This window comes from Mariniradius saccharolyticus AK6, assembly GCF_000330725.2.
GTDB classification, from domain to species: Bacteria; Bacteroidota; Bacteroidia; order Cytophagales; family Cyclobacteriaceae; genus Mariniradius; species Mariniradius saccharolyticus.
Genome location: NZ_AMZY02000011.1, coordinates 191,132 through 212,486, shown reverse-complemented (window position 1 = coordinate 212,486; position 21,355 = coordinate 191,132). Strand labels below are relative to the sequence as shown.

Genomic DNA, 21,355 nt, shown 5'->3' with positions numbered 1-21,355 from the left:
AACACATGGAATTGATCATTCAAAATCTATCCAAAACTTACCCGAATGGCGTCACCGCCCTGAACGACATCTCTCTGCACATCAAGCAGGGGATGTTTGGACTGCTCGGTCCAAACGGCGCCGGGAAATCCACCCTGATGCGCACCATTGCGACGCTACAGGATGCCGACGGAGGTAGCATCACCCTGGACGGAATCGACGTACTTCATGAAAAACAAAAAGTGCGTGAAAGACTCGGCTATCTCCCCCAGGATTTTGGCCTCTATCCAAGGATTTCCGCCGAAGTGATGCTCGACCATATCGCCCAGATGAAGGGAGTTATCCACAAGTCGGAAAGGAAAGAGTTGGTAGGTACGCTGTTGCAGAAGGTGAACCTCTTTAAAGACCGAAAAAAAGCGCTGGGTACTTTTTCGGGTGGGATGCGGCAGCGCTTTGGCATTGCACAGGCTTTGGCTGGAAATCCCTCATTGATCATCGTGGACGAACCGACGGCAGGCTTGGACCCTTCGGAAAGAAACCGTTTCTACAACTTGCTCAGCGAATTGGGGGAAAATACGATTGTGATCCTTTCGACCCATATCGTCGAAGACGTGAGTACGCTGTGTTCCAACATGGCGATCATCTGCAAAGGCGAAGTACTCATGCAGGGCAAGCCCTCTGATGGCATCGCCGAACTCCAGGGGCAGATTTTTCAGAAGAGTATCGAGAAGGCCGCACTTTCTGAATATAAAGGCAATTACAATTTGATTGCCACGCAATTGAAAGAAGGAAAATTGAGCCTGCGGATCAAAAGCGAATCCGACCCGGGAAACGGTTTTGTGCCGGTACCTGCCAATTTGGAGGATGTATACTTCAGCTATATTTCTCAAAAAGTAGACCCAATAACCCTCTAAGCCATGCAGGATTTTTGGAACGTTTTCAAGTTTGAAATCCGCTATCGGCTTTCAAGGCCGGCGACATACATCTACTTTGGGATGTTGTTTGTGATCGCATTCGTCCTTTTTGGTGGGGGATTTACGCCTGCCTCGGACAAAGTTTCCCACAATTCACCCTACGTCATCGCCCAACTTCAGTCCATCATTTCCATTTTTGGAATATTGCTGGCATCGGCCATCCTGGGTGTCCCGATTTACCGGGATTTGGAACACAAGACCGGAAGCTTCATGTTCAGTTACCCGCTGTCCAAAGGAGCGTATTTTATGGGTCGATTCTGGGGTTCATTTGTGGTATTGTTGGCAATCACCTCGGCCGTCATGCTGGGGATTTACTTGGGCTGTATCGTTGGTGCTGCTACAGGCTGGACTGATGCGGAACGGTACGGACCGCACGTCTTGAAGTTCTATACACATCCCTGGTTGACGCTCGTCCTGCCCAACATGTGGATTGCGGGTACGCTTTTCTTCGCCCTGATTATTTTTACCCGCAACATCAAGTCGATCTATTCGGGTGGAATAGTCCTGTTTATCGCCTATTTGCTTTCCAACTTTCTGGCCCAGGACATCGAAAACAAGGATCTTGTACAATTGCTCGATCCTTTTGCGCTGAATACTTTCAATTACGAGACGCGGTACCTGACGCCATTTGAAAAGAACACCTTCATTTTGCCATTGAAAGGCAATCTCTTGCTCAATCGGATCATTTGGTCTTTGGTTGGCTTGGGTTTTTTTGCGGCTGCGTATTGGCGGTTTTCCTTTACCTATTTCTTCCAAGAAAGGATCAAATCCAATAAAAAGCAGGCCGAAGCGGAAACCTATCCGACAGGAGGCTTGGCAAAGGTGTTGACCGATTTCTCCAACAAATACCAATGGTTAAGCTTGAAGGCTTTGACCGGAATCGAGGTCAACAATATCGTCAAGGACATCTACTTCAGATCAATTCTCTTGGGCGGCTTCATCTTTTTGGTGTTGGATTTCTGGATCGGGTCTACGCTTTACAGTGTTTCCAACTTTCCCGTGACCACTTTCCTGATGGAGTTCAAGGGCTTTGATTACAACCTATTTGTATTCATCATCATCGTATTCTTTACAGGAGAGTCCATCCACCGCAGCCAAGCCTCGGGCTATGCCATCATCAGTGATACATTCCCCGTGAAGGATGGTGTCATGCTGAGTTCCAAGTTTCTGGCCATGGCTTTTGTCACGCTGATATTGGCAGTGATTCCGATTCCGGTGGGCCTTTTGGTACAGACGCTGAAGGGTTATTTCCAATATGACCTGCATATCTATCTGATCGATAGTTTGTTGATAACTTACTTTGATTACCTCCAAATGGTCATGCTGGTGTTTGCGGTCCATATGGTTTTCAACAATAAGTTTGCGGGACACGCGGCTAGCATTGCGATTTGGGTAGTGATTGGTCAGGTATTGGACTTGGCGAAGGCCAACTTTACCCTGTTCAAATTCTCCTACAAGCCCTCCTATCTTTGGTCCGATATGAACGGGCTTGGACATTTTGCCGAGTCATTGTTTTGGTTCAACCTTTACTGGACGGCATTTGGCTTGTTTTTGGTGTTGGTCTTCAGCATCTTCTTCGTGAGGGGTTCTGAGACCAACTTCAGCAGCAGGTGGAAAACAGCCAAATCCCGCTTGAAGAGTCCGGCCATCGCTGTAGCCATGGTCTGCTTGTTGGTGGCATTTGGTTCGGGTGCCTACATCTATCAGTCGGTGGTCTATAAAAATGGATACCTCACCATCCGGGAAGGGGAAAAGCGCTCCGCGGAATATGAAAAGCAGTTGAAGCAATATCAACGCATCCCCCAACCCAAGGTGGTGGCAGCTTTCCTAAAAGCTGACGTCTATCCCGAAGAGCGCAATGCCTTTTTCACCCTGGATTTGACGATTGTCAACAAGACTGATGCGGTCATTGATTCGCTCCATATGCAGGAATCCTCGCTGAGTAATTTTGTCGTTTTGCATGCTGGGGATACGCTGGAATATCGGTTTCCCTTGAAATATGACAAGCGGGCGTTTGATATCTTCGGTTCCTTTGAGGAAAGGCACTGGTACAAAATCCTGGCCTTGCCCAAGGCGATGCAGCCAGGCGATACGCTTCAGATACAATTGATTGCCAGTCAGTTGAACAAGGGTTTTCCAAACTCGGGCTATGGAAGGGACTTGGTGCACAACGGTACGTTTACCAGTGCATTTCTGCCTAGTTTCGGATATTCCGACAATCTGGAGTTGAGTTCGGATGAGACCAGAAAAAAATACGGGCTGAAGCCCAAGGACACGGACCTGCCCCCGCATGATGACCCATTTGGCTTGCGGAATCTCCTCTTCTCCCAAGATGCGGATTTTGTGAGGTTTGAGGCTATCGTCAGCACGTCAGCGGACCAGATAGCAGTAGTACCTGGATACCTCCAAAAAGAGTGGACCGAAAATGGCAGACGCTATTTTCACTACAAACAGGACACGCCGATACAGTACTTCTTTTCGGTCGTTTCTGCCAAATACGATGTACTCTTGGACAAAGCCCAGCTGCCTGACGGAAAGGAAGTGGCAATAGAAATCTACCATCATCCGCGGCATACCTACAATTTGGACAGGTTTCTGGCGGCTTACAAAGACGGTTTGAGCTATTTTTCAGAAAAATATAGCCCCTTCCAGTTTAGGCAAATGCGGATTTTGGAGTTCCCGAGGTATGCGGGCTTTGCGCAGTCTTTCCCCAACACGGTGCCTTTTTCCGAGAGTTTTGGCTGGGTTGCGGATTTCAGCGATCCCAACAGCTTTGACTATGTCTATTTTGTCACTGCCCACGAACTCGCCCACCAATGGTGGGGGCATCAGGTTCCGCCCAATTATACCCGAGGGTCTAATTTGATTTCGGAAGCTTTGGCGGAGTATTCCGCGCTTATCCTGACCGAAAGGGCCTATGGTCGCGACAATATGAAGCGCTTCCTCAAAGATGAATTGGACAGGTATCTGTCAGGAAGGTCAGGGGAAAGCAAAAAGGAAAATGCCTTTATCAATGCGGACAGGGGATATATCTGGTACCAAAAGGGTGCCTTGGTGCTGTATGCCTTGCGGGATTACATCGGAGACGATAAGATGGACGCCGCGCTGAAGGATTTTGTCGCTGAATTTGGGCTAAAGGAGACGCCGCCTTTTGCGGGAAGTTCAGACCTGCTGCGGCACCTGACGAAGTACACGCCGGATTCGATGCATTATTTCTTGGATGATACCTGGCACAAGATTACTTTGTACGAAAACAGGGCCAAGGAAGCCAAGGCCGAGAAAGTCGGGGATGATGAGTACTTGGTCACATTTACCTTAAACTCCCAAAAAGTGTACGCGGATAGCTTGGGAAGGGAAACGCCCGCGGTGTACGAAGGGGATTTTGTGGATGTAGGGATATTTGCAGCCGAGGATAAGGACGAAAACGGACGTAACCGCACCAATCCCCTGTATATTCAAAAGCACAAGATCAAACCTGGCGAGACAACCCTTCAAATCCGTGTCAAAGGAGGGGTTCCGACCAAGGCTGGAATCGACCCCTACAACAAACTGGTCGACCGTATTCCTGACGACAACGTGTTGAATGTGAGTGTCAATTAGCGCTGCTGCAAGTCCCTGTCGGACTGTAGTCTGGTCATGAATCTATGTGGATAAACGCTGAATTTCCCTCCAATGCTTTGGAGGGAAATTTTTTTGCGACTGGGCTAAAAATGAGCGCGAAATACAATCCAGGCTGCGATTTGAAAGTTATCCACATATATTATCTGTGTTCATCTGTGAAATCTGTGGTCTATTTATATTAACCACAGATGACGCAGATTTTCACAGATGGGATATTTAGAAAAAGTGGAGTGTTTCTGTTCGTTGTAAACGAATGACCCAAGAATCCGAAGGTGCAACCTCCAGATAACTTTTTATCTGTGTTCATCTGTGAAATCTGTGGTCTATTTGTATTAACCACAGATGACGCAGATTTTCACAGATGGGAATCTTTGGTTTGTGGGGTTTGATGCTGTTCGTTGGAAACGAATGACTCAGCAATCTGTAGGAATTACCTTCGGCTACCGTTGAAATGAGTTTGAAGTAGAGGGGCGAAGCGTTCGTGGTCATATGTAAATAGAGTTATCCACATTTCCTTTCCTTCCATAGATTCATTTTTGAGATCTAAAAAAAGAGCCTTAGCTGGCAAATTGCCCAGTTAGCATGCAAAAATGCCCTGCAAAAAGCGCATAATCCGTATCAATACGCATACAACACGGAGTTACGACGGGCAGGCATCGGGTGGCTATTGACACATCGTCCCGACATCCCTATCTTTCACCCCTAACATCATCGGTATAGCTATGGCCATACAAGTTGGAATGTTCCCCTTGACGGGTAGCATGGGAAACATCACCTTTTACCAGCATGCAAATGGGAAATTTCTCGCAAGGCAAAAGGGAGGGGTAAGTCGCAAGCGGTTCTTAACAGCCAAGGAGTTTGAAGGTTCGCGTCGGGCGGGCAGGGAGTTTGGAAGGGCCTCCCGGGCGAGTGGCATTATCCGGAGGGCGCTGTGGTCCTCGCTGCGGGATGTGGATAAGTTGGGACATTCCAAACTGACCGCATTGCTGCAGCGGGTAATCCAAACCGATAAGTTGCACCGCAAGGGAGAGCGCCTGTTTGCTGCGGGAGACAGACAGCTTTACCAAGGTCTTGAATTGGGAAAGGACTCGGTGGCGGGGATGTTGGGGGGCTTGCCTGATATGGAGTCTTTTGGGGAGGGCAGGTATTTGGCATTTGGTTTTGGGAAGTTGTCGGGGATACCCATTTTCCCCAAGGGTTTGGAAGCGGATTGCTATGGGCTGCGGGTGCATGGCATTGTGATGGCAGGAGAAGGCAAGATGCCAAAACATTCAAAAGCCAAGGGATTGCCGCTGATGCCCTTGGACAAAGGACCGGAGGACTTTGGCAGTCAGGTTTTGGACTTTGGCGATGCGGTCACTTCCGATAGCGTGATTTTAGGGGCCCTTTCCCTCCGCTTTTTCAGCAAGGTAAACGGCGCTCCCTACCTGCTAGCGGAACACGGAGGCGTGTGTTTGTTGGGGAGGGGGTAAAGGATGGATTTGGGAGTTATCCACATAGATCGAAAATAGGGAAGATTAGATATATGGAATCAAAAAAATTACGATCGGGATTCCGAGGATTAAGATTTTGGGTTATCTTGGAATCACAACTTGCGGTTAGATATAGTCGATACCAAGATTTTTTGGGTTTTTGCATGGGTTATGCAACGCAAACGAAATAGCCTCTTTTTTTGATCCGTGGATTTCTACAAAACGTGAATTATTGTCTTCAAAAGATATCCATTTAGGTAATCTTGAATCCCTTTGCCTTATAATGATCCTCCCGTTGAACCACCATTCATCGATTTCGATTTGGATTGGCTTCGTGTTACCGAATAAATCTTTCATAGCTATTTCGTTTCGTTACTTTTTGATAATTTACAATTAAAATTTTAAATGTGGCAAATTCATGAATAAAGAGATTTTTTCGAATATCAGTAAGATTATAGAGCGCGATAGTAAATCGACCACTTACAAATTTGCCTTGCTAAGAGGAACGATTGACGTCATTCAGGAAAACAGCCCATTTATTGAATTTAAAGACAATAGAGTTCATTTTCCAATGGGCCTCTTGATTGAGAAATGGATGGTTTACTACTATCCGATTTTCGAGTCAAATTGGAAAATTCCTCAAATCAATGGGAGCTCAAAGTTAGCCTTTGAAAACGCACTTTCTGACTTGGTGGCCTTCTACAAAGGGAAGGGCGGTTTATCTGCCTTTTATGCAGATTTGAAAAGAAATGGCATTCCCGAAGAAATGACTCCGACCTTGATTGGCTTGGCAAATCAGCTCTATTCTACGATAAGAAGAATGCCAATGTATTACATCGGAAGATCTATTTCTTCTGAATATCATTCTATTTTCAGACCTGAATTGAAACGGAAATCAGCCACAATCGAGAAGCTGGATAGTAATTTTTTGGTATTGAATTATGGAACCTTTTCTATTCCTAAAGATTATTTTGATGCTTTTGAGATTTTGGGCAGCTTTATAAGTGGGCAAGATTCTATTTTCTTGAAATGGGCTGAGTTTTCAAAAAATGCCTCAAAAAAAATCCTTTCGATCGAAAATATACTTGGGAACCTAGTGCAGTCTCCTGTCACTGAACGCGATTCGGAGAATTCAAAAGAACTTTTCAATAAACTTTTGAAGGAAAAAGGTGAAACTGATTGCGTTTGGACTGGTAAAAAAACTAATAAAATCGAAGTTGACCATGTGATACCATTTGCTATATGGAAGAATAACGATCTCTGGAACCTGCTGCCGGCATTACCGAGTATCAATAATTTAAAAAGAGACAAAATACCGACTCCTCGGCTAATTGAAAGTCAAAAAGGTGTTATTCTTCACTATTGGGAGTTGTTGGATGAAAATTATCATTCGAGATTTCAAAAGGAAATCAAAATAAGTCTTCTTGGGAATGAGGATGTCAAGAGGTGGAAGCAAATTGCAATTCACCAGATGAAAGAATCCTGCAATTTTTTGATCGAGAAAAGAGGATTTGACCCATGGGAACTATAAATCAATTTAGCCACCTCACCGCCAAAGAGCGGGATTCCCTATCTTTTCCTGCAAAGGTCGTAAAGGAAAGAGGCCTTTTGGTGGGCGATGTTTTGGATTTTGGTTGTGGGTTTGGAAAGGATGTTGAGGCTTTGAAAGCAAGTGGATTTGAGGTTTTTGGCTATGACAAGCACTATTTTCCAAGTTATCCACAGCGGAAATTTGACACAATTCTTTGCTTTTATGTCTTGAACGTGCTTTTGCCTGAAGAGCAGGCGCTTGTTTTGATGGAAGTTTCAAATCTTTTGAAGCCTGGTGGCAAAGCATACTTTGCGGTGAGAAGAGATATCGTATATGAAGGATACCGTACTCATAAAATCCACCAGAAGCCAACTTACCAATGTAAGGTCACGCTGCCATATCGTTCAATCCTAAAGAACGAAAGTTGTGAGATTTACGAATATCAGCATTTCAACGTCTTGCGCCGGGAGAGTTCAGATGACTGTGTTTTTTGTAACTTATCCACATCGGCGGAGTTGATTGCAGAGTCCGCAACAGCCGTGGCATTTTTTGACAGGTTTCCGGTTAATCCAGGACATGCCTTGATAATTCCCAAGCGCCATTGTTCGGATTATTTTGAACTTTCTTTTAGGGAGCAGTCAGCCTGTATCTTTATGGTCAATTTTGTAAAAACAATAATCCAGAGACAATTCAATCCGTCCGGTTTCAATATTGGGATCAATAATGGCAAGGCCGCTGGCCAGACCGTCATGCACTGTCATATCCACCTCATCCCCCGCTACCCCAACGATGTGGGAAACCCGGAAGGTGGGGTGAGGGGGGTGATTCCGGCGAGGAAGGGGTATTAGGTATAGCCGGCGGGAAAGATTTTTGCTTCGATTCGCAAATTGTAATTTACATTTTGTGAATTGGTCGTTTTTTGGAATACCCTATTCAGCTTCGGCAGTTTGGCCTATTCGTTGTGTGAGTTCTGTACCTTCGGAGGCCCGAACTTGAAGTCTTTGACATCGTATTCTTTCCTACCGATTAAAAATGCTGTCGAATGACAATCATGGGCATCGTCTTGAAGTTATCCATATAAATTATCTGTGTTCATATGTGCTATCTGTGGTCTATTTATATTAACCACAGATGACGCGGATTTTCACAGATGAGATGTTTAGAAAAAGTGGTGTGATTCTATTTTTTGGAAGCGAAGGATCCAGCAATCTGTAGGTGTAACCTTTGGATACTCACTCATCTGTGTTCATCTGTGAAATCTGTGGTCCATTATATTTAACCACGGATGACGCAGATATTCACAGATGGGCTCAGCTTATCAGTTGAATTGCTTGGAGGTTTGGAATTTATGATTGTTTGTGCTCTAGCTGAAAAACCGCATCGAACTTTTGCTTTGCGATGACGAAGTCAGTAATTGGATTACATGGAATTCAAAAAAATTCTCCAAAGGCACTTTTTTGCCCGCTTTTGTGATAATTTTCAGGAAATGAAACCTAACGTTTGCTTTTTTGACCTTGAAGTGGACCCGGATAAAGGCCGAATATTCGACTTTGGTGCCGTATTGATGGATGGCAGTACTTTTCATTCCACGAATCAGGAAGCGTTCCTCAAATTTGTGAAAGGAGCTGAATTTTTCTGTGGCCATAATGTGCTTGCCCATGATATTTCTTTTTTGGAGGCAAAAGGGGTTACGTTGCTAAAACCAATTGACACCCTGCTGCTATCGCCGTTGCTGTTTCCAAGACGCCCTTATCACCATCTGGTCAAGGATGATAAACTACAAACAGATAGCATCAACAATCCCCTCAATGACGCTATACAGGCTAAGAACCTTTTTCTGGATGAAGTGAGGGCATTTTTGACTCTGGATTCCAGGTTCCAATCCATCCTATACAGACTGTTGAAAGACCAAAAAGGCTTTGCGGCTTTTTTCGAGTTTCTGGAGTTTAAAAGTGTCACAAAAGACACTGCCAAACTTGTTCGGGAAGTTTTCGCCGATACAATATGTGCCAATGCCAGTGTGGATAAGTTGACCAAAAGCCATCCCATCGGCTTGGCTTATGCCCTTTCATTGATTCATTGTGAAGATATCCACAGTGTTCCGTCACCCTGGGTGCTTTACAACTTTCCGGAGACAGATCGAATAATGACCCTTCTGCGCGGAAAGCCATGCATTCCCGGGTGTGGCTATTGCCATCAGCGGTATGACATTCATCTGGGCTTGCGCAAATTGTTTGGTTTTGACAATTTCCGAACCTATGGAGGCGAACCCCTTCAAGAAAAGGCAGCAAAAGCAGCTGTGGAGGGCAAATCTTTGCTGGCGATTTTTCCGACCGGTGGAGGAAAATCCATCACGTTTCAATTGCCTGCATTGATGGCAGGGGCTGCGGAAAATGCGCTCACCGTGGTGATTTCCCCTCTTCAATCCTTGATGAAAGACCAAGTGGATAACCTGGAGCGAATGGGGATTTCAGAGGCGGTAACTATCAACGGACTCTTGGACCCGATCGAGCGCGCTAAATCCATCGAACGGGTGGAGGATGGGTCAGCGTCGATGTTGTACATTTCTCCGGAATCGCTGCGCTCAAAGACAATCGAAAAGCTCCTTTTGGGAAGAAAAATCAATCGTTTTGTAATCGATGAGGCACATTGCTTTTCGGCTTGGGGTCAGGATTTCAGGATAGACTACCTATACATAGCGGACTTTATCCAGATGCTTCAGCAGAAAAAGCGTATCGAAGATCCAATCCCAGTTTCTTGCTTCACGGCCACAGCCAAACAAAAGGTTATTGAGGATATCCGGAATTACTTCAAAAAGAAGCTGGATCTAGATTTGACCTTATTCCGCGCCTCAGTCAGCCGTACCAACCTGAAGTTTGAGGTGGTGGAGAAATCTAAAGACGAAGAGAAATATGCAGCCTTGCGCAGTCTGATAGAGGCCAAAAACTGCCCTACGATCGTGTACGTGTCACGGACACGTCGGGCCGAGCTTCTTGCGGAACGCCTGAACAAAGATGGATTTGACGCCCGTGCATACCACGGCAAGAAAGACAAATCTGAAAAGACGGACAATCAGGATTCCTTTATTTCGGGCGAAACACAAATCATGGTGGCTACTTCCGCCTTCGGTATGGGTGTGGACAAAAAGGATGTGGGTCTTGTCGTTCATTATGAAATCTCTGATTCCTTGGAAAACTATGTACAAGAGGCAGGTCGTGCCGGACGTGACGAAAATGTGGAGGCAGAGTGCTTCGTATTGTACGATGAAGAGGATTTGAGCAAGCATTTTATCCTTCTGAACCAAACAAAGCTTACCATCAAGGAAATCCAACAGGTCTGGAAGGCCATTAAGGATTTGACCAAGTTCCGCCTAAATGTCTCTAATTCCGCTTTGGAAATAGCAAGGAAGGCAGGATGGGACGATTCGATCATCGATATCGAGACAAGGGTGACTTCAGCGATTGCGGCCTTGGAGGATTCGGGCTACCTCAAAAGGGGACAAAACATGCCGCGGATTTTTGCCTCAAGCATCCAATCAAAAAATGCACAGGAGGCAATACATAGGATCGAAGAGTCAATACGCTTTGCTCCAAACCAAAAAGAAAAGGCGGTGCGCATTATTCGGAAGCTTTTTTCTTCCAAAAGCCGGCAAAAGGCCAAGGATGAAGAGGCGGAGGCGAGGGTGGATTACATCGCTGACCATTTGGGAATCGTCAAAGAAGATGTCATCCAAATCATCCAATTGTTGAGGGAGGAAAAAATCCTGGCAGACGCCAAGGACTTAAAGGCATATTTGAAGAAATCCGATAGCAGTAACAAATCCTTAGATATTGTGGATAACTTCGGAAAGTTGGAAAATTTCTTGCTGCCGAAGCTTTCCCAAGAAACACAAACCTTTAATATCAAATTACTGCACGACGAGGCAACACAGATGGCATTATCCGCCGCCGGGCCGATGCAGATACGCACTGTGCTGAACTATTGGGCTGTGAAAAATTGGCTTAATCGAAGCTTCTCCGCTACTTCCAAAAACCATGTCAGGCTTAAGTTGACGGAAACAATCGATACCTTAAAAGCCAAGTTTCTCCAAAGGCATACATTGGCCAAATTCATTGTCAGATACCTGTATGAAAAAGCTGAAGCGGAGTCGATTGATTTGCCGTTGTTTTCGGGGGAAATGCCGGTGGAGTTTTCCATTCAGGAACTTAAAGACAGTTTTGAGTCTGAATTCAGTCTTTTCTCGCAAAGTTGTACCTCAGCCGAGGTAGAAGATGCGCTTTTTTACCTCACCAAAATCGAGGCGATGAAAATCGATGGGGGATTTTTGGTCCTCTACAACCGGCTTAGTATCGAACGGACGGAATTGGATAACCGCAGCCAATACAAAAAAGAGGATTACCAGAAACTGGATCAATTCTATGAAAACAAGATCCAACAAATCCATATCGTAGGTGAGTACGCGAAGAAGATGATTTCCGATTATCAACAGGCGCTGAAATTTGTGGAGGACTATTTCCAGATGAATTATCCACAATTCCTCAATAAATATTTTCGAGGCAGTCGGCAGGATGAAATCAGTCGCAACATCACGCCAAAGAAATTTCGGCAGCTTTTTGGTGAGCTTTCACCGGCGCAGTTGAAGATTATCAAGGACAAAGATTCGAAATACATTGTAGTCGCTGCCGGTCCGGGCAGCGGAAAAACGCGGATTCTTGCCCACAAGCTTGCCTCCTTGCTGTTGATGGAAGATGTCAAACATGAGCAATTGTTGATGTTGACCTTTTCAAGGGCAGCAGCTACGGAATTCAAAAAACGTCTCATCGGACTTATCGGCAATGCTGCCCTATATGTGGAAATCAACACTTTTCACTCCTATTGCTTCGATATTTTGGGGAAAATGGGCAGCATCGCGGAAGCAGGCGAGATTATCCAAGCTGCGACCCGTCTTATCAGGGAGGGAAAAGTAGAGGCCAAACAAGTGACCAAGACAGTGCTAGTGATCGATGAGGCCCAGGATATGAGCGCAGAAGAATACGCTCTGGTAGAAGCGCTTTTGGTTGCAAATGAGGGCATGCGGATCATCGCGGTTGGCGATGACGACCAAAATATCTATGGGTTTAGGGGTTCCAGTTCGGAATTCCTCGAGAAGCTGGTAACGGATAAAGGGGCGGTCAAATACGAACTTGTGGATAACTATCGCAGCAAGGCCAATTTGGTGGATTTCACCAACCAATGGGCGGCCACAATTTCCCACCGACTCAAACAGAACCCGATTGTTTCCAAAGATCTTTTCAATGGAATGATCAGCGTCACAAAGTATGTGGATAAGTCATTTATTCCCGCGCTTGTGCAAGACTTATTGGATACTGATTTGTCGGGTTCGGTAGCCGTACTTACCAAGACCAATGAAGAAGCACTGAAGGTCGCCGGATTGATTCGGCATCACCAAATCCCCGTTCGGCTCATTCAAGATTTGGAGAGATTCGATTTGACCGATTTGCAAGAAGTGAGGTGTTTTTTGGGCGCCATTCCAAGGAAAGTGGGGATTTCCACTATTTCAGCAGAGGATTGGGAAAATGCGCGGCTTGTCCTAAAGAGGGAATTTGGGAGAAGCTCCAAATACCCTTTGGTGATACAAATGTTGGAGGATTTTGAGAAAACCCAACCCAAAACACGCTTTTTAAGTGATTTGGAGACCTTTATCTCGGAATCCAAGCTGGAGGATTTCTATCGCCAAAACTCCGACGAGATTTTGGTGTCGACTATACACAAAGCCAAAGGAAAAGAGTTTGACCAAGTTTTCATGCTGCTGCAAACATCGGGATTTCCGGATGACGCTGACCGGAGAGTTGTATACGTGGGTATGACACGCGCGAAGGCGCTGCTTTCGGTCCACTGTGGAGGGAAATATTTTGATGGAATCACCGTGCCCAACTTAGATTCGAAATTCGACTCGGCGACCTATCCCGATCCGAATATTTTGGTGATGCACCTTTTCCACAAGGATGTATGGTTAAGTTATTTCCATTCCCGGCAACGCAACATTTCCAGATTGCGGGCGGGAGATATATTAAACTGGAATGGGCAGCAATGCCTTGACGCTGCGGGACATGGTGTCTTACGCTTTTCCCAATCATTTATGAAAACGATCGAGGACTTTCGGGAAAAAGGCCTTTTGATCCAAAAAGTTAGCGTGAATTGGGTGTTGTATTGGCATGATTCTGAAAGGGACAAAGACGCTTTGATTCTCCTGCCTGAAGTGGAGTTTGCAAAGAAGTAACAGCGTCGGTTGATTGGATTTCTTTTTAATACCACAGATGACGCGGATTTTCACAGATGAGATGTTTAGAAAAAGTGGTGTGATTCTATTTTTTGGAAGCGAAAGATCCGGCAATCTGTAGGTGTAACCTTTGGATACTCACTCATCTGTGTTCATCTGTGAAATCTGTGGTCTATTTATATTAACCACAGATGACGCAGATTTTCACAGATGGGAATCTTTGGCTTGTGTGGGGTTTGATGCTGTTCGTTGGAAGCGAAGGATTCAGCAATCAGGAGGTATTTCCTTCGGATAACCTTTTATCTGTGTTCATCTGTGCTATCTGTGGTTTATTTATTTTACCACAGATTACGCAGATTTTCACAGATGGGATTTCATTCGTTGGACCCGGATGAACCGGGAATCCAAAGATGCTACGTTCGGATAGCCCGGCTATTTTGATTTTGTGGTATTCGACGGGCTACGGTAGTTTGGCCCGAATATTTTTTGCATCTTCCGATAAAGATTGAACGATGCTGGATAAGGTCCTGGCTTGGCTGAAAGCCCCCATAGTTTTTTTGTTGAAAAAGCCAGTACAGCGCTTTGCCAAGAAGATTTCATCTTCGCCCAATCGCGAGGCGGTTTTCCACAGGCTGTCGGAAATGTACAAGGACATCACCGAGAACCCGCAGCCGAAGGATGGTGCTTTGTACGAGATGAACTTACAGGACAATTCCTTTATCATCTTCTCGGACCTGCACAAGGGCAACCGCAAGCGCCGGGACGAGTTTAGGTTTTCGGAAAAAAACTACCTCGCCGCCCTGGACCATTACGACAAAAAAGGCTCCTACTACATCAACCTCGGCGACAGCGAGGAATTGTGGAAGTTCAACATCTTCTCCATCCTGCAACACAATAAGGAGACTTTTGAGGCCGAAAAGCGGTTTGTAAAGCGCAATGCCTTTTTCAAGGTCTATGGCAACCATGACCTTTTTTGGGAGATCGACCCCTTTTCGAAGATGTACCGGTGGCAGGTCTACGAGAAGCCTGTGAATATCTATGGGGCCATCGTCGTGCGGGTGCCATTTGGGAAAGGGAAATATATCGACGTCTTCTGTACCCATGGCCATCAGGGCGACAAACGCAGCGATGGGAACAAGTTTTCGATTTGGTTTGTGGCCTATATATGGGGTCCGCTGCAGTCTTTTTTGGATATCAATATCAACACGCCTGCGGTCAGCAAGTCGGAAAAGACCCTGCACAACCGCCTGATGTACGAGTGGAGTCAGCTGCAGGACAATGTGGTCCTTGTCACAGGGCATACCCATCAGCCGATATTTCACTCCTACAGCCACTTGCAACATCTGCGGGCGCAGTTGGAGGAGGCAAAGTCCCGACAGGATGTGGATAAAGTCAAGGATTTGGAAGAACGGATCGAGCGACACCCGAGTCAGTGTACATTGGGGGTGCAGGATTTACCCAAGTATAAGCCCACCTATTTCAACGTGGGTTGCTGCTGCTACTCGGATGGCAGCATCACGGGGATTGAGATTGCGGATGGATTCGTGCGCTTGGTGAAGTGGCAGGATGAAGGTAAAGGTTCCGAACGGGAGGTTTTGGAGGAATTGCCACTGAGTGAGATGCGGGAGATGTTTTTGGAAAAAGTGGGGGAATGATAAATGATGAATTCTCAATGGGGAATAATGATGATTGTCGAATTTCCAATTTCGAATAATGAACTTCTATGGACCATGGTCGATAGATTCGTGTTCATGGTGAAGTGGAGGGATGAAGGGAAGGGTTCAGAACGGGAGGTTTTGGAGGAGCTGCCGTTGAGTGAGATGCGGGAGATGTTTTTGGAACAAGTGGGGGAATGAGGAGTCGATAATGAAGAATGAAAAATTATGAATTCGTAATGGTCAAAGAATGATGAATGTCGAATTTCGAATGTCGAATAATGAACTTCTATGGACCATGGTCGATAGATTCATGTAGATGGTGAAGTGGCAGGATGAAGGGAAGGGTTCCGAACGGGAGGTCTTGGAGGAATTGCCGCTCAGTGAGATGCGGGAGATGTTTTTGGAAAAAGTGGGGGAATGACGAGTCGATAATGAAGAATGAAGAATTATGAATTCGTAATGGGCAAAGAATGATGAATGTCGAATTTCGAATAATGAACTTCTATGGACTATCGTCTATTGACTATTCTCTCACTTATCCACATACTTGAATGCCTATGGAAGAGCAATTGATTGAACGGTTTTACGGGGCCTTCTCGGCTGGAAAAGCAGAAGAAATGGCTGCATGCTATAACGATGCCGTGGAATTTGAGGATCCGGCATTTGGAAAGCTAAAGGGTGCGGAAGCCAAGGCCATGTGGCGGATGCTGCTGGAACGCGCCAAGGGAGATCTGACCGTGACTTTTGGAGATATCCACAAGGAGGGTGATAGGATTTGGGCCAAATGGGAGGCGGTCTACTTTTTCGGACCGAGTCGGAGAAAAGTTATCAACAAGATTCAGGCGGAGTTTCGGGTGCGGGATGGAAAGATTGTCTGGCACCGGGATAGTTTTGATTTGTGGAAATGGTCCCGGATGGCTTTGGGTTGGAAAGGTTGGCTGCTGGGCTGGACGCCGCTGATGCGGAAGAAGATTCAGGCACAGTCAAGGGGCTTGCTGAAGCGGTATATGGCAGGGTAGATTCCTCGTGCCTCGGAATGACAAAGAGGGGTCTCCGGACGACAAGGGAGGCCTTCTGGAAGACTAAGGGGGGCATTGGTTGTAGGAAAGCGTTCGACGGATTCGGTGTTTGTTTTTTGGATTGGCGTATTTTTGTCACCCCGACGAAGGAGGGGTCTATTACACGATTCAGTTTAGATTCCTGGTTCCTCGGAATGACAAGGAATGGCCTTTGGTAAGACAAGATGAGGCTTTTGGATATTAGGGGACGGGATCTCATTTTTAATCCCCAAGAACATCATTGTTCAAGAAGTTCCATCCGGGATTGAATTCTTCGATTAATTGATTTTTCTTTTCGCGCCTCCAACTTTTGATTTCTTTTTCTCTAGCAAGTGCGTTCCGAATGTATTGGTGGATTTCGTAATAGACTAGGTATTTGCATTGGTACTTTGCGGTGAAACCATCGGGGTTGATTTGTTCATGATGTTCGGCAATACGCCTGGAGAGACTGTTTGTGACACCAACGTAAATGACAGTCCGATTGAAATTAGTCAAAATGTAAACAAAATACTCATGTTTCCGCATGGGTATAACTTAGAAAATAATTCATTCGTAACCAAGTTTTATTTGCCTAAGAAAAAATGTACGAATAGATTCCTCGTGCCTCGGAATGACAAAGAGAGGTCTCCGGACGACAAAAAGAGGCCTTCGGGAAGACAAAGAGGGGCATTGGTTGTAGGAAAGCGTTCGACGGATTCGGTGTTTGTTTTTTGGATTGGCGTGTGGTTGTCACCCCGACGGAGGAGGGGTCTATTACATGACCCAGAGTAGATTCCTCGTTCCTCGGAATGACAAAGGGAGGTCCTTCGAGTGACTAGGACGCGTATTCGTACCGAACGCGTTGGCTAGTGTTGATGACGTTTAATTTGTCACCCCGACCTAGGAGGGGTCTATTACATGACCCAGAGTAGATTCCTCGTTCCTCGGAATGACAAAGGGAGGCCCTTCGAGTGACTAGGACGCGTATTCGTACCGAAAGCGTTGGCTAGTGTTGATGACGTTTAATTTGTCACCCCGACCTAGGAGGGGTCTATTACTTGAGCCAGAGTAGATTCCTCGTTCCTCGGAATGACAAAGGGAGGTCCTTCGAGTGACTAGGACGCGTATTCGTACCGAAAGCGTTGGCTAGTGTTGATGACCTGTAATTTATGGCCCCATCGGAGGAGGGGTCTATTACAAGAGCCAGAGTAGATTCCTCGTACCTCGGAATGACAAAGGGAGGCTTGCCTTCTCGATTGAAGCCTATTATTTGGATTAGGTATAAAGATTCCTCGTTCCTCGGAATGACAAGAAAGGACATCGGAATGGCAAAGAAACGCAAATTCCAAAACCCTCACTCCGCCCTCTCATTTATCATTCCACATTCATCATTTTTAATTCAATAGTATCTTCCAATCATCGGGTGGTCGACGATGGCTTTGCGGAGGTCGAGGACCTTGACTTCACCGGGGACCTTATAGGCGATCTTTCCTCCCGGTTCGATCAATAATGTCAAAGGAAGGCTGCCGTCCCAATCGTTTTTGACTACGTCGATGATGGCATATTTGTCTTCCGTATCCATCAGGTAATTCGGTACAGCCGAGTATTTGCTTTTGAGGAATTTCAACACCTTGTCCTCTTGGTCCGGGGCATCCAAGCTGACCGACACAAACCTGAAATCCCTGCCGCCATACATGCGTTGGATTTCGATGAATTCCGGGTACTCGATGACGCAGGGCCCGCACCAGGTAGCCCAAAAGTTGACGAGGAGGAGTTGGTCGGAGTCGTTCTTTAGCAAATCAGCCAATCCGGCTGTGGATAACTTCTGCACCTCGACCGGTTTTTGCTTCCATTCCTCGTTGGTCTTTTTGGTGTACTCGTTTTTCCAGGCCCATTTTGTCGAGCAGCCAAAGGCAGGGGTAATTGACTTATCCACATCGATGGATTCTCCGGCCAAAGTCTTGTCAATAGCCATCCGCAGGTCTTCGGCATTGGCAGTTCCGGGTTTTTCCGAACCATCAATCCGCCCCGAGTAGCTGAGTTTCCTGTCCTTGTCAAATACAAAAACATGTGGCGTCGCGACCGGTCCGTAGGCTAAGGAATACTGGTGTGAGTCGCCGTCGTAGAGGTAAGGGAAATTGTAGCTTTTGTCCTTGTAGCGGACTTGCATGCTGGCATAGTCGTCGTTGAGGTCGGTATACCCCAACTCTTCGGGCAATATCCCAATCGGACTGTTCGGGGAAATGGCGACAAAAGCGACTCCTTTTGATTTGTAGTCATTCACAAGGCTGATGAACCTGTCTTCATAGGCTTGGGCCGTCGGACAGTGGTTGCAGGTGAAGTTGATGACCAAGACCGAAGCATCCTTGAAGTCGTCGATGCTTACCCAATTCCCCTCGGTGTCGGGAAGTTTGAAGTAGGGGGCTGGGTCGCCGATGGCCAATTTGCCCACAGGCTGTTCGGTCATTTCCTGGGGATTGGGGCTGAAAGCCTGTGCTTCCTCAACGACGGTTTCTTGCTTTTTTTCGCAAGCGATGGCGACTATCAGGCAGGCGAAGACCCATGTGGATAACTTTTGATTTTTCATGTTTTGTGCCATTTATTTGACGTAGGAGGCATTATTGAGGTAATCAAAGCTTTTGTGAACACTTTCCACGGGTTCGAAATTGTAGCGTTCCACTTCCACGTAGAAGTCCTTCATGCCTTGTTTGTAGGCCGCTTCAAAAATGGGTTTGAAGTCAATCGTACCGCTGGCACCGATTTCCTCTTCGTCCTTGATGTGGAGGACCGGGAACCTTCCTGCATGCTTTTTGAGGTAGTCCACGGCAGGATGCCCACCTTTTTGGGACCAATAGACATCCAACTCGAAGCAGACCAATTTGGGGTCCGTATTTTCGATCATGTAGTCCATCATGATTTTTCCTTCGATGGTTTCAAATTCCCGGGCATGGTTGTGGAAGCCAAATAGCAAGCCGCCGTCTTTGGCTACCTTACCGACCGCGTTGTAGTAGTCGCACCATACCTGTAGTTCCTGGAGGGTCTTGGGGATGGGCATCGAGGGTTTGATGATGTATTTCGCGCCCATGGCTTTGTGGTCGTCGACGGCCTTTTTCCAAAATTCCATGATTTCCGCCTGCTTGTTGGCGTCGTACTGTGGACCTCCTACGTGGGCACTTTGCAGTTTCATCCCAAGGTTTTCCACATACGATTTGAATTCCAGGGGATCCATGCCATAGACTTTTCCGTCCCGGTAGCTGGCTGTTTCGAGATGTTTGTAGCCCATGTTGGCCACTTTTTGCAGGGTTTCCTTGGGGTTTTCCCCCATATCCTTTCGGAGGGAATACAGTTGCAGGCCGATGGGTTTTTTGGCGAAGGCCCAAAGGTTAGTGGGTGCCAAAAGGCTTCCTATCGCCAAGGCACCCGATATCTTGAGAAAATCTCTTCTGCTGTCCATGATGTGGATAACTTAAAGGGTGTAACCGTTTTCGTAATTGTAATGCAATTTGGCATTTGCCTTTTTGTCCTTGACAAAGGTTTGTTTCACGGGGTCCCAATTGAGTGGACGACCCAATTCATGGGCGATATTGCCAATGGTACATACGATAAGCGTGCTGAGTCCCACTTCAACGGGCACAATGGGGTCTTTTCGCTTGACCACCGAATCGATAAAGTCCCAATAGTGCGGCGGATAACCGAGGTTTGGCCTTTCCAATGTGGGCTTCAATTCGGGATTCGAGGAATCGAAATTGCCACGGGAGACCTTTATCCAGCCTTTGTCACCGATAAACTTCACTCCTTGTCTGCCTTCGTCAAAAGGTCCGACGACCATTTCAACACCGTTGGCATACTGGTAGGTCAAGGGCTGACCTTCCTTGCCGGGAATTACGCGAACAGGTCCACTGCGGTCCATGCCGAGGCCCCATTGGGCGATGTCAAACATGTGTGCGCCCCAGTCCGTCATGTAGCCTCCGCCGGTTTCCTTATAAGAACGCCAAGCGCCCCAGATCTTTTCATTTTGTTCGGGATTGAGGGTGATGGCGGGGTTGAGGGCTTCATTGTAGTGGATTTTGGGTAAGGGTCCAAGCCAAGTTTGCCAGTCCAAACCTTCGGGCAGTGGCTGTTCCGGAAGGTCATAAGGCTTTGGATGTTCGGGTTGCCCGACGTGTACAAGGACTTTTTCGACTTTGCCGATTTGGCCCTTGAGTACCATCCGCGCGGCATGTTGGAAATTGAGGTCGGACCGCTGCTGACTGCCTACTGCCAGAATTGCCCCGTTTTTTCTCACTGCTTTGGCGAGTTCCTGTCCTTCCTTGATGGTCAAGGTGAGCGGTTTTTCGAGGTATACATCTTTGCCGGCATTGCAGGCGGCGATGGCCATCAGCGCATGCCAATGGTCAGGGCTGGCAATGACCACGGCATCGATATCCTTTCTGGCAAGCAGGTCTTTGTAATTGGCGTAGACATCGACTTGGGGAACGGGTTTGCCGAGGTCTTTGGAGATTTTATCCACACGCAGTTTGAAACGATCCAGTTTGATTTTGTAGACATCAGCTGCGGCTTTGATTTCAACACCCGGAATCCGCATCATGCCATTGAGGATGCCCATGGCTTGTCTGCCGACCCCGATGAAGCCCAAACGCACTGCGTGCATATCCGCTGGGTTGGGCGTTTGAATGGAATGTGGATAAGTCAAATGTGGGAGGAGGGACAGTGCCGAAGCGCCTAAAATTCCCTTGCCCAAAAAGGACCTTCTGGAGAGGGATTTCTTTTCGTTGTTCATATCGGTTTTGGGGTTTATCGTCT

The 21,355-nt window shown here is 46.6% G+C and carries 14 protein-coding genes; 9 read left to right on the top strand and 5 right to left on the bottom strand.

Translation table 11 applies throughout. The features are described from left to right. Positions 1-5: 5 nt before the first annotated feature. The 3 genes from C943_RS12360 (at position 6) to C943_RS21470 (ending at position 6,046) form a co-directional block, all read left to right on the top strand. Positions 6-893: an ABC transporter ATP-binding protein gene (locus C943_RS12360; RefSeq protein WP_008628236.1), complete on the top strand. Its 888-nt coding sequence runs from the start codon at positions 6-8 to the stop codon at positions 891-893. 3 nt (positions 894-896) lie between these two features. Further along, positions 897-4,553, top strand: a complete 3,657-nt coding sequence (locus C943_RS12355; RefSeq protein ID WP_008628233.1) for an ABC transporter permease/M1 family aminopeptidase — start codon at positions 897-899, stop codon at positions 4,551-4,553. Between the two features lie 743 nt (positions 4,554-5,296). Next, positions 5,297-6,046 (top strand): hypothetical protein, encoded by a 750-nt coding sequence (locus C943_RS21470; protein WP_051069595.1) that lies wholly within the window; start codon positions 5,297-5,299, stop codon positions 6,044-6,046. 126 nt (positions 6,047-6,172) lie between these two features. On the opposite strand, the gene C943_RS22360 is transcribed toward C943_RS21470, so the two are convergent. Next, positions 6,173-6,403 carry a hypothetical protein gene (locus C943_RS22360; protein ID WP_008628227.1) on the bottom strand — a complete coding sequence of 77 codons (231 nt, stop codon included), beginning with the start codon at positions 6,401-6,403 and terminating at the stop codon, positions 6,173-6,175. A gap of 61 nt (positions 6,404-6,464) precedes the next feature. On the opposite strand from C943_RS22360, the gene C943_RS12340 reads away from it, so the two are divergent. The 6 genes from C943_RS12340 (at position 6,465) to C943_RS12310 (ending at position 16,534) form a co-directional block, all read left to right on the top strand. Next, positions 6,465-7,577, top strand: coding sequence for an HNH endonuclease domain-containing protein (locus C943_RS12340; RefSeq protein ID WP_008628226.1), 1,113 nt, complete (start codon positions 6,465-6,467; stop codon positions 7,575-7,577). Further along, positions 7,565-8,425, top strand: coding sequence for an HIT domain-containing protein (locus C943_RS12335; RefSeq protein WP_008628221.1), 861 nt, complete (start codon positions 7,565-7,567; stop codon positions 8,423-8,425). Before C943_RS12340 ends, C943_RS12335 begins: the two co-directional genes overlap by 13 nt. Before the next feature lie 638 nt (positions 8,426-9,063). Continuing rightward, the gene (locus C943_RS12330; RefSeq protein WP_040480569.1) at positions 9,064-13,857 is read left to right on the top strand and encodes a RecQ family ATP-dependent DNA helicase; all 4,794 of its coding nucleotides are present in this window, start codon (positions 9,064-9,066) and stop codon (positions 13,855-13,857) included. A gap of 512 nt (positions 13,858-14,369) precedes the next feature. Next, positions 14,370-15,512 carry a metallophosphoesterase gene (locus C943_RS12320; protein ID WP_008628216.1) on the top strand — a complete coding sequence of 381 codons (1,143 nt, stop codon included), beginning with the start codon at positions 14,370-14,372 and terminating at the stop codon, positions 15,510-15,512. Positions 15,513-15,587: 75 nt separating this feature from the next. Next, on the top strand, positions 15,588-15,713 hold the full coding sequence (locus C943_RS22575; RefSeq protein ID WP_008628209.1) for a hypothetical protein: 126 nt from the start codon (positions 15,588-15,590) through the stop codon (positions 15,711-15,713). A gap of 359 nt (positions 15,714-16,072) precedes the next feature. Continuing rightward, entirely contained in the window at positions 16,073-16,534 is a 462-nt protein-coding gene (locus C943_RS12310; protein WP_008628205.1) for a nuclear transport factor 2 family protein, read from the top strand. A gap of 261 nt (positions 16,535-16,795) precedes the next feature. Here the strand turns inward: C943_RS12310 and C943_RS12305 are convergent, their stop codons facing one another. From C943_RS12305 to C943_RS12285, 4 genes are all read right to left on the bottom strand, one after another. Then, positions 16,796-17,098, bottom strand: coding sequence for a GIY-YIG nuclease family protein (locus C943_RS12305; RefSeq protein ID WP_008628202.1), 303 nt, complete (start codon positions 17,096-17,098; stop codon positions 16,796-16,798). 853 nt (positions 17,099-17,951) lie between these two features. Beyond that, the gene (locus C943_RS12295; protein ID WP_040480568.1) at positions 17,952-19,139 is read right to left on the bottom strand and encodes a redoxin domain-containing protein; all 1,188 of its coding nucleotides are present in this window, start codon (positions 19,137-19,139) and stop codon (positions 17,952-17,954) included. Positions 19,140-19,151: 12 nt separating this feature from the next. Continuing rightward, a complete protein-coding gene (locus tag C943_RS12290; RefSeq protein WP_008628189.1) occupies positions 19,152-20,006 on the bottom strand; it encodes a TIM barrel protein in 855 nt (284 codons plus the stop codon). 12 nt (positions 20,007-20,018) lie between these two features. Beyond that, a complete protein-coding gene (locus tag C943_RS12285; RefSeq protein WP_040480567.1) occupies positions 20,019-21,332 on the bottom strand; it encodes a Gfo/Idh/MocA family protein in 1,314 nt (437 codons plus the stop codon). Positions 21,333-21,355 lie beyond the last annotated feature (23 nt).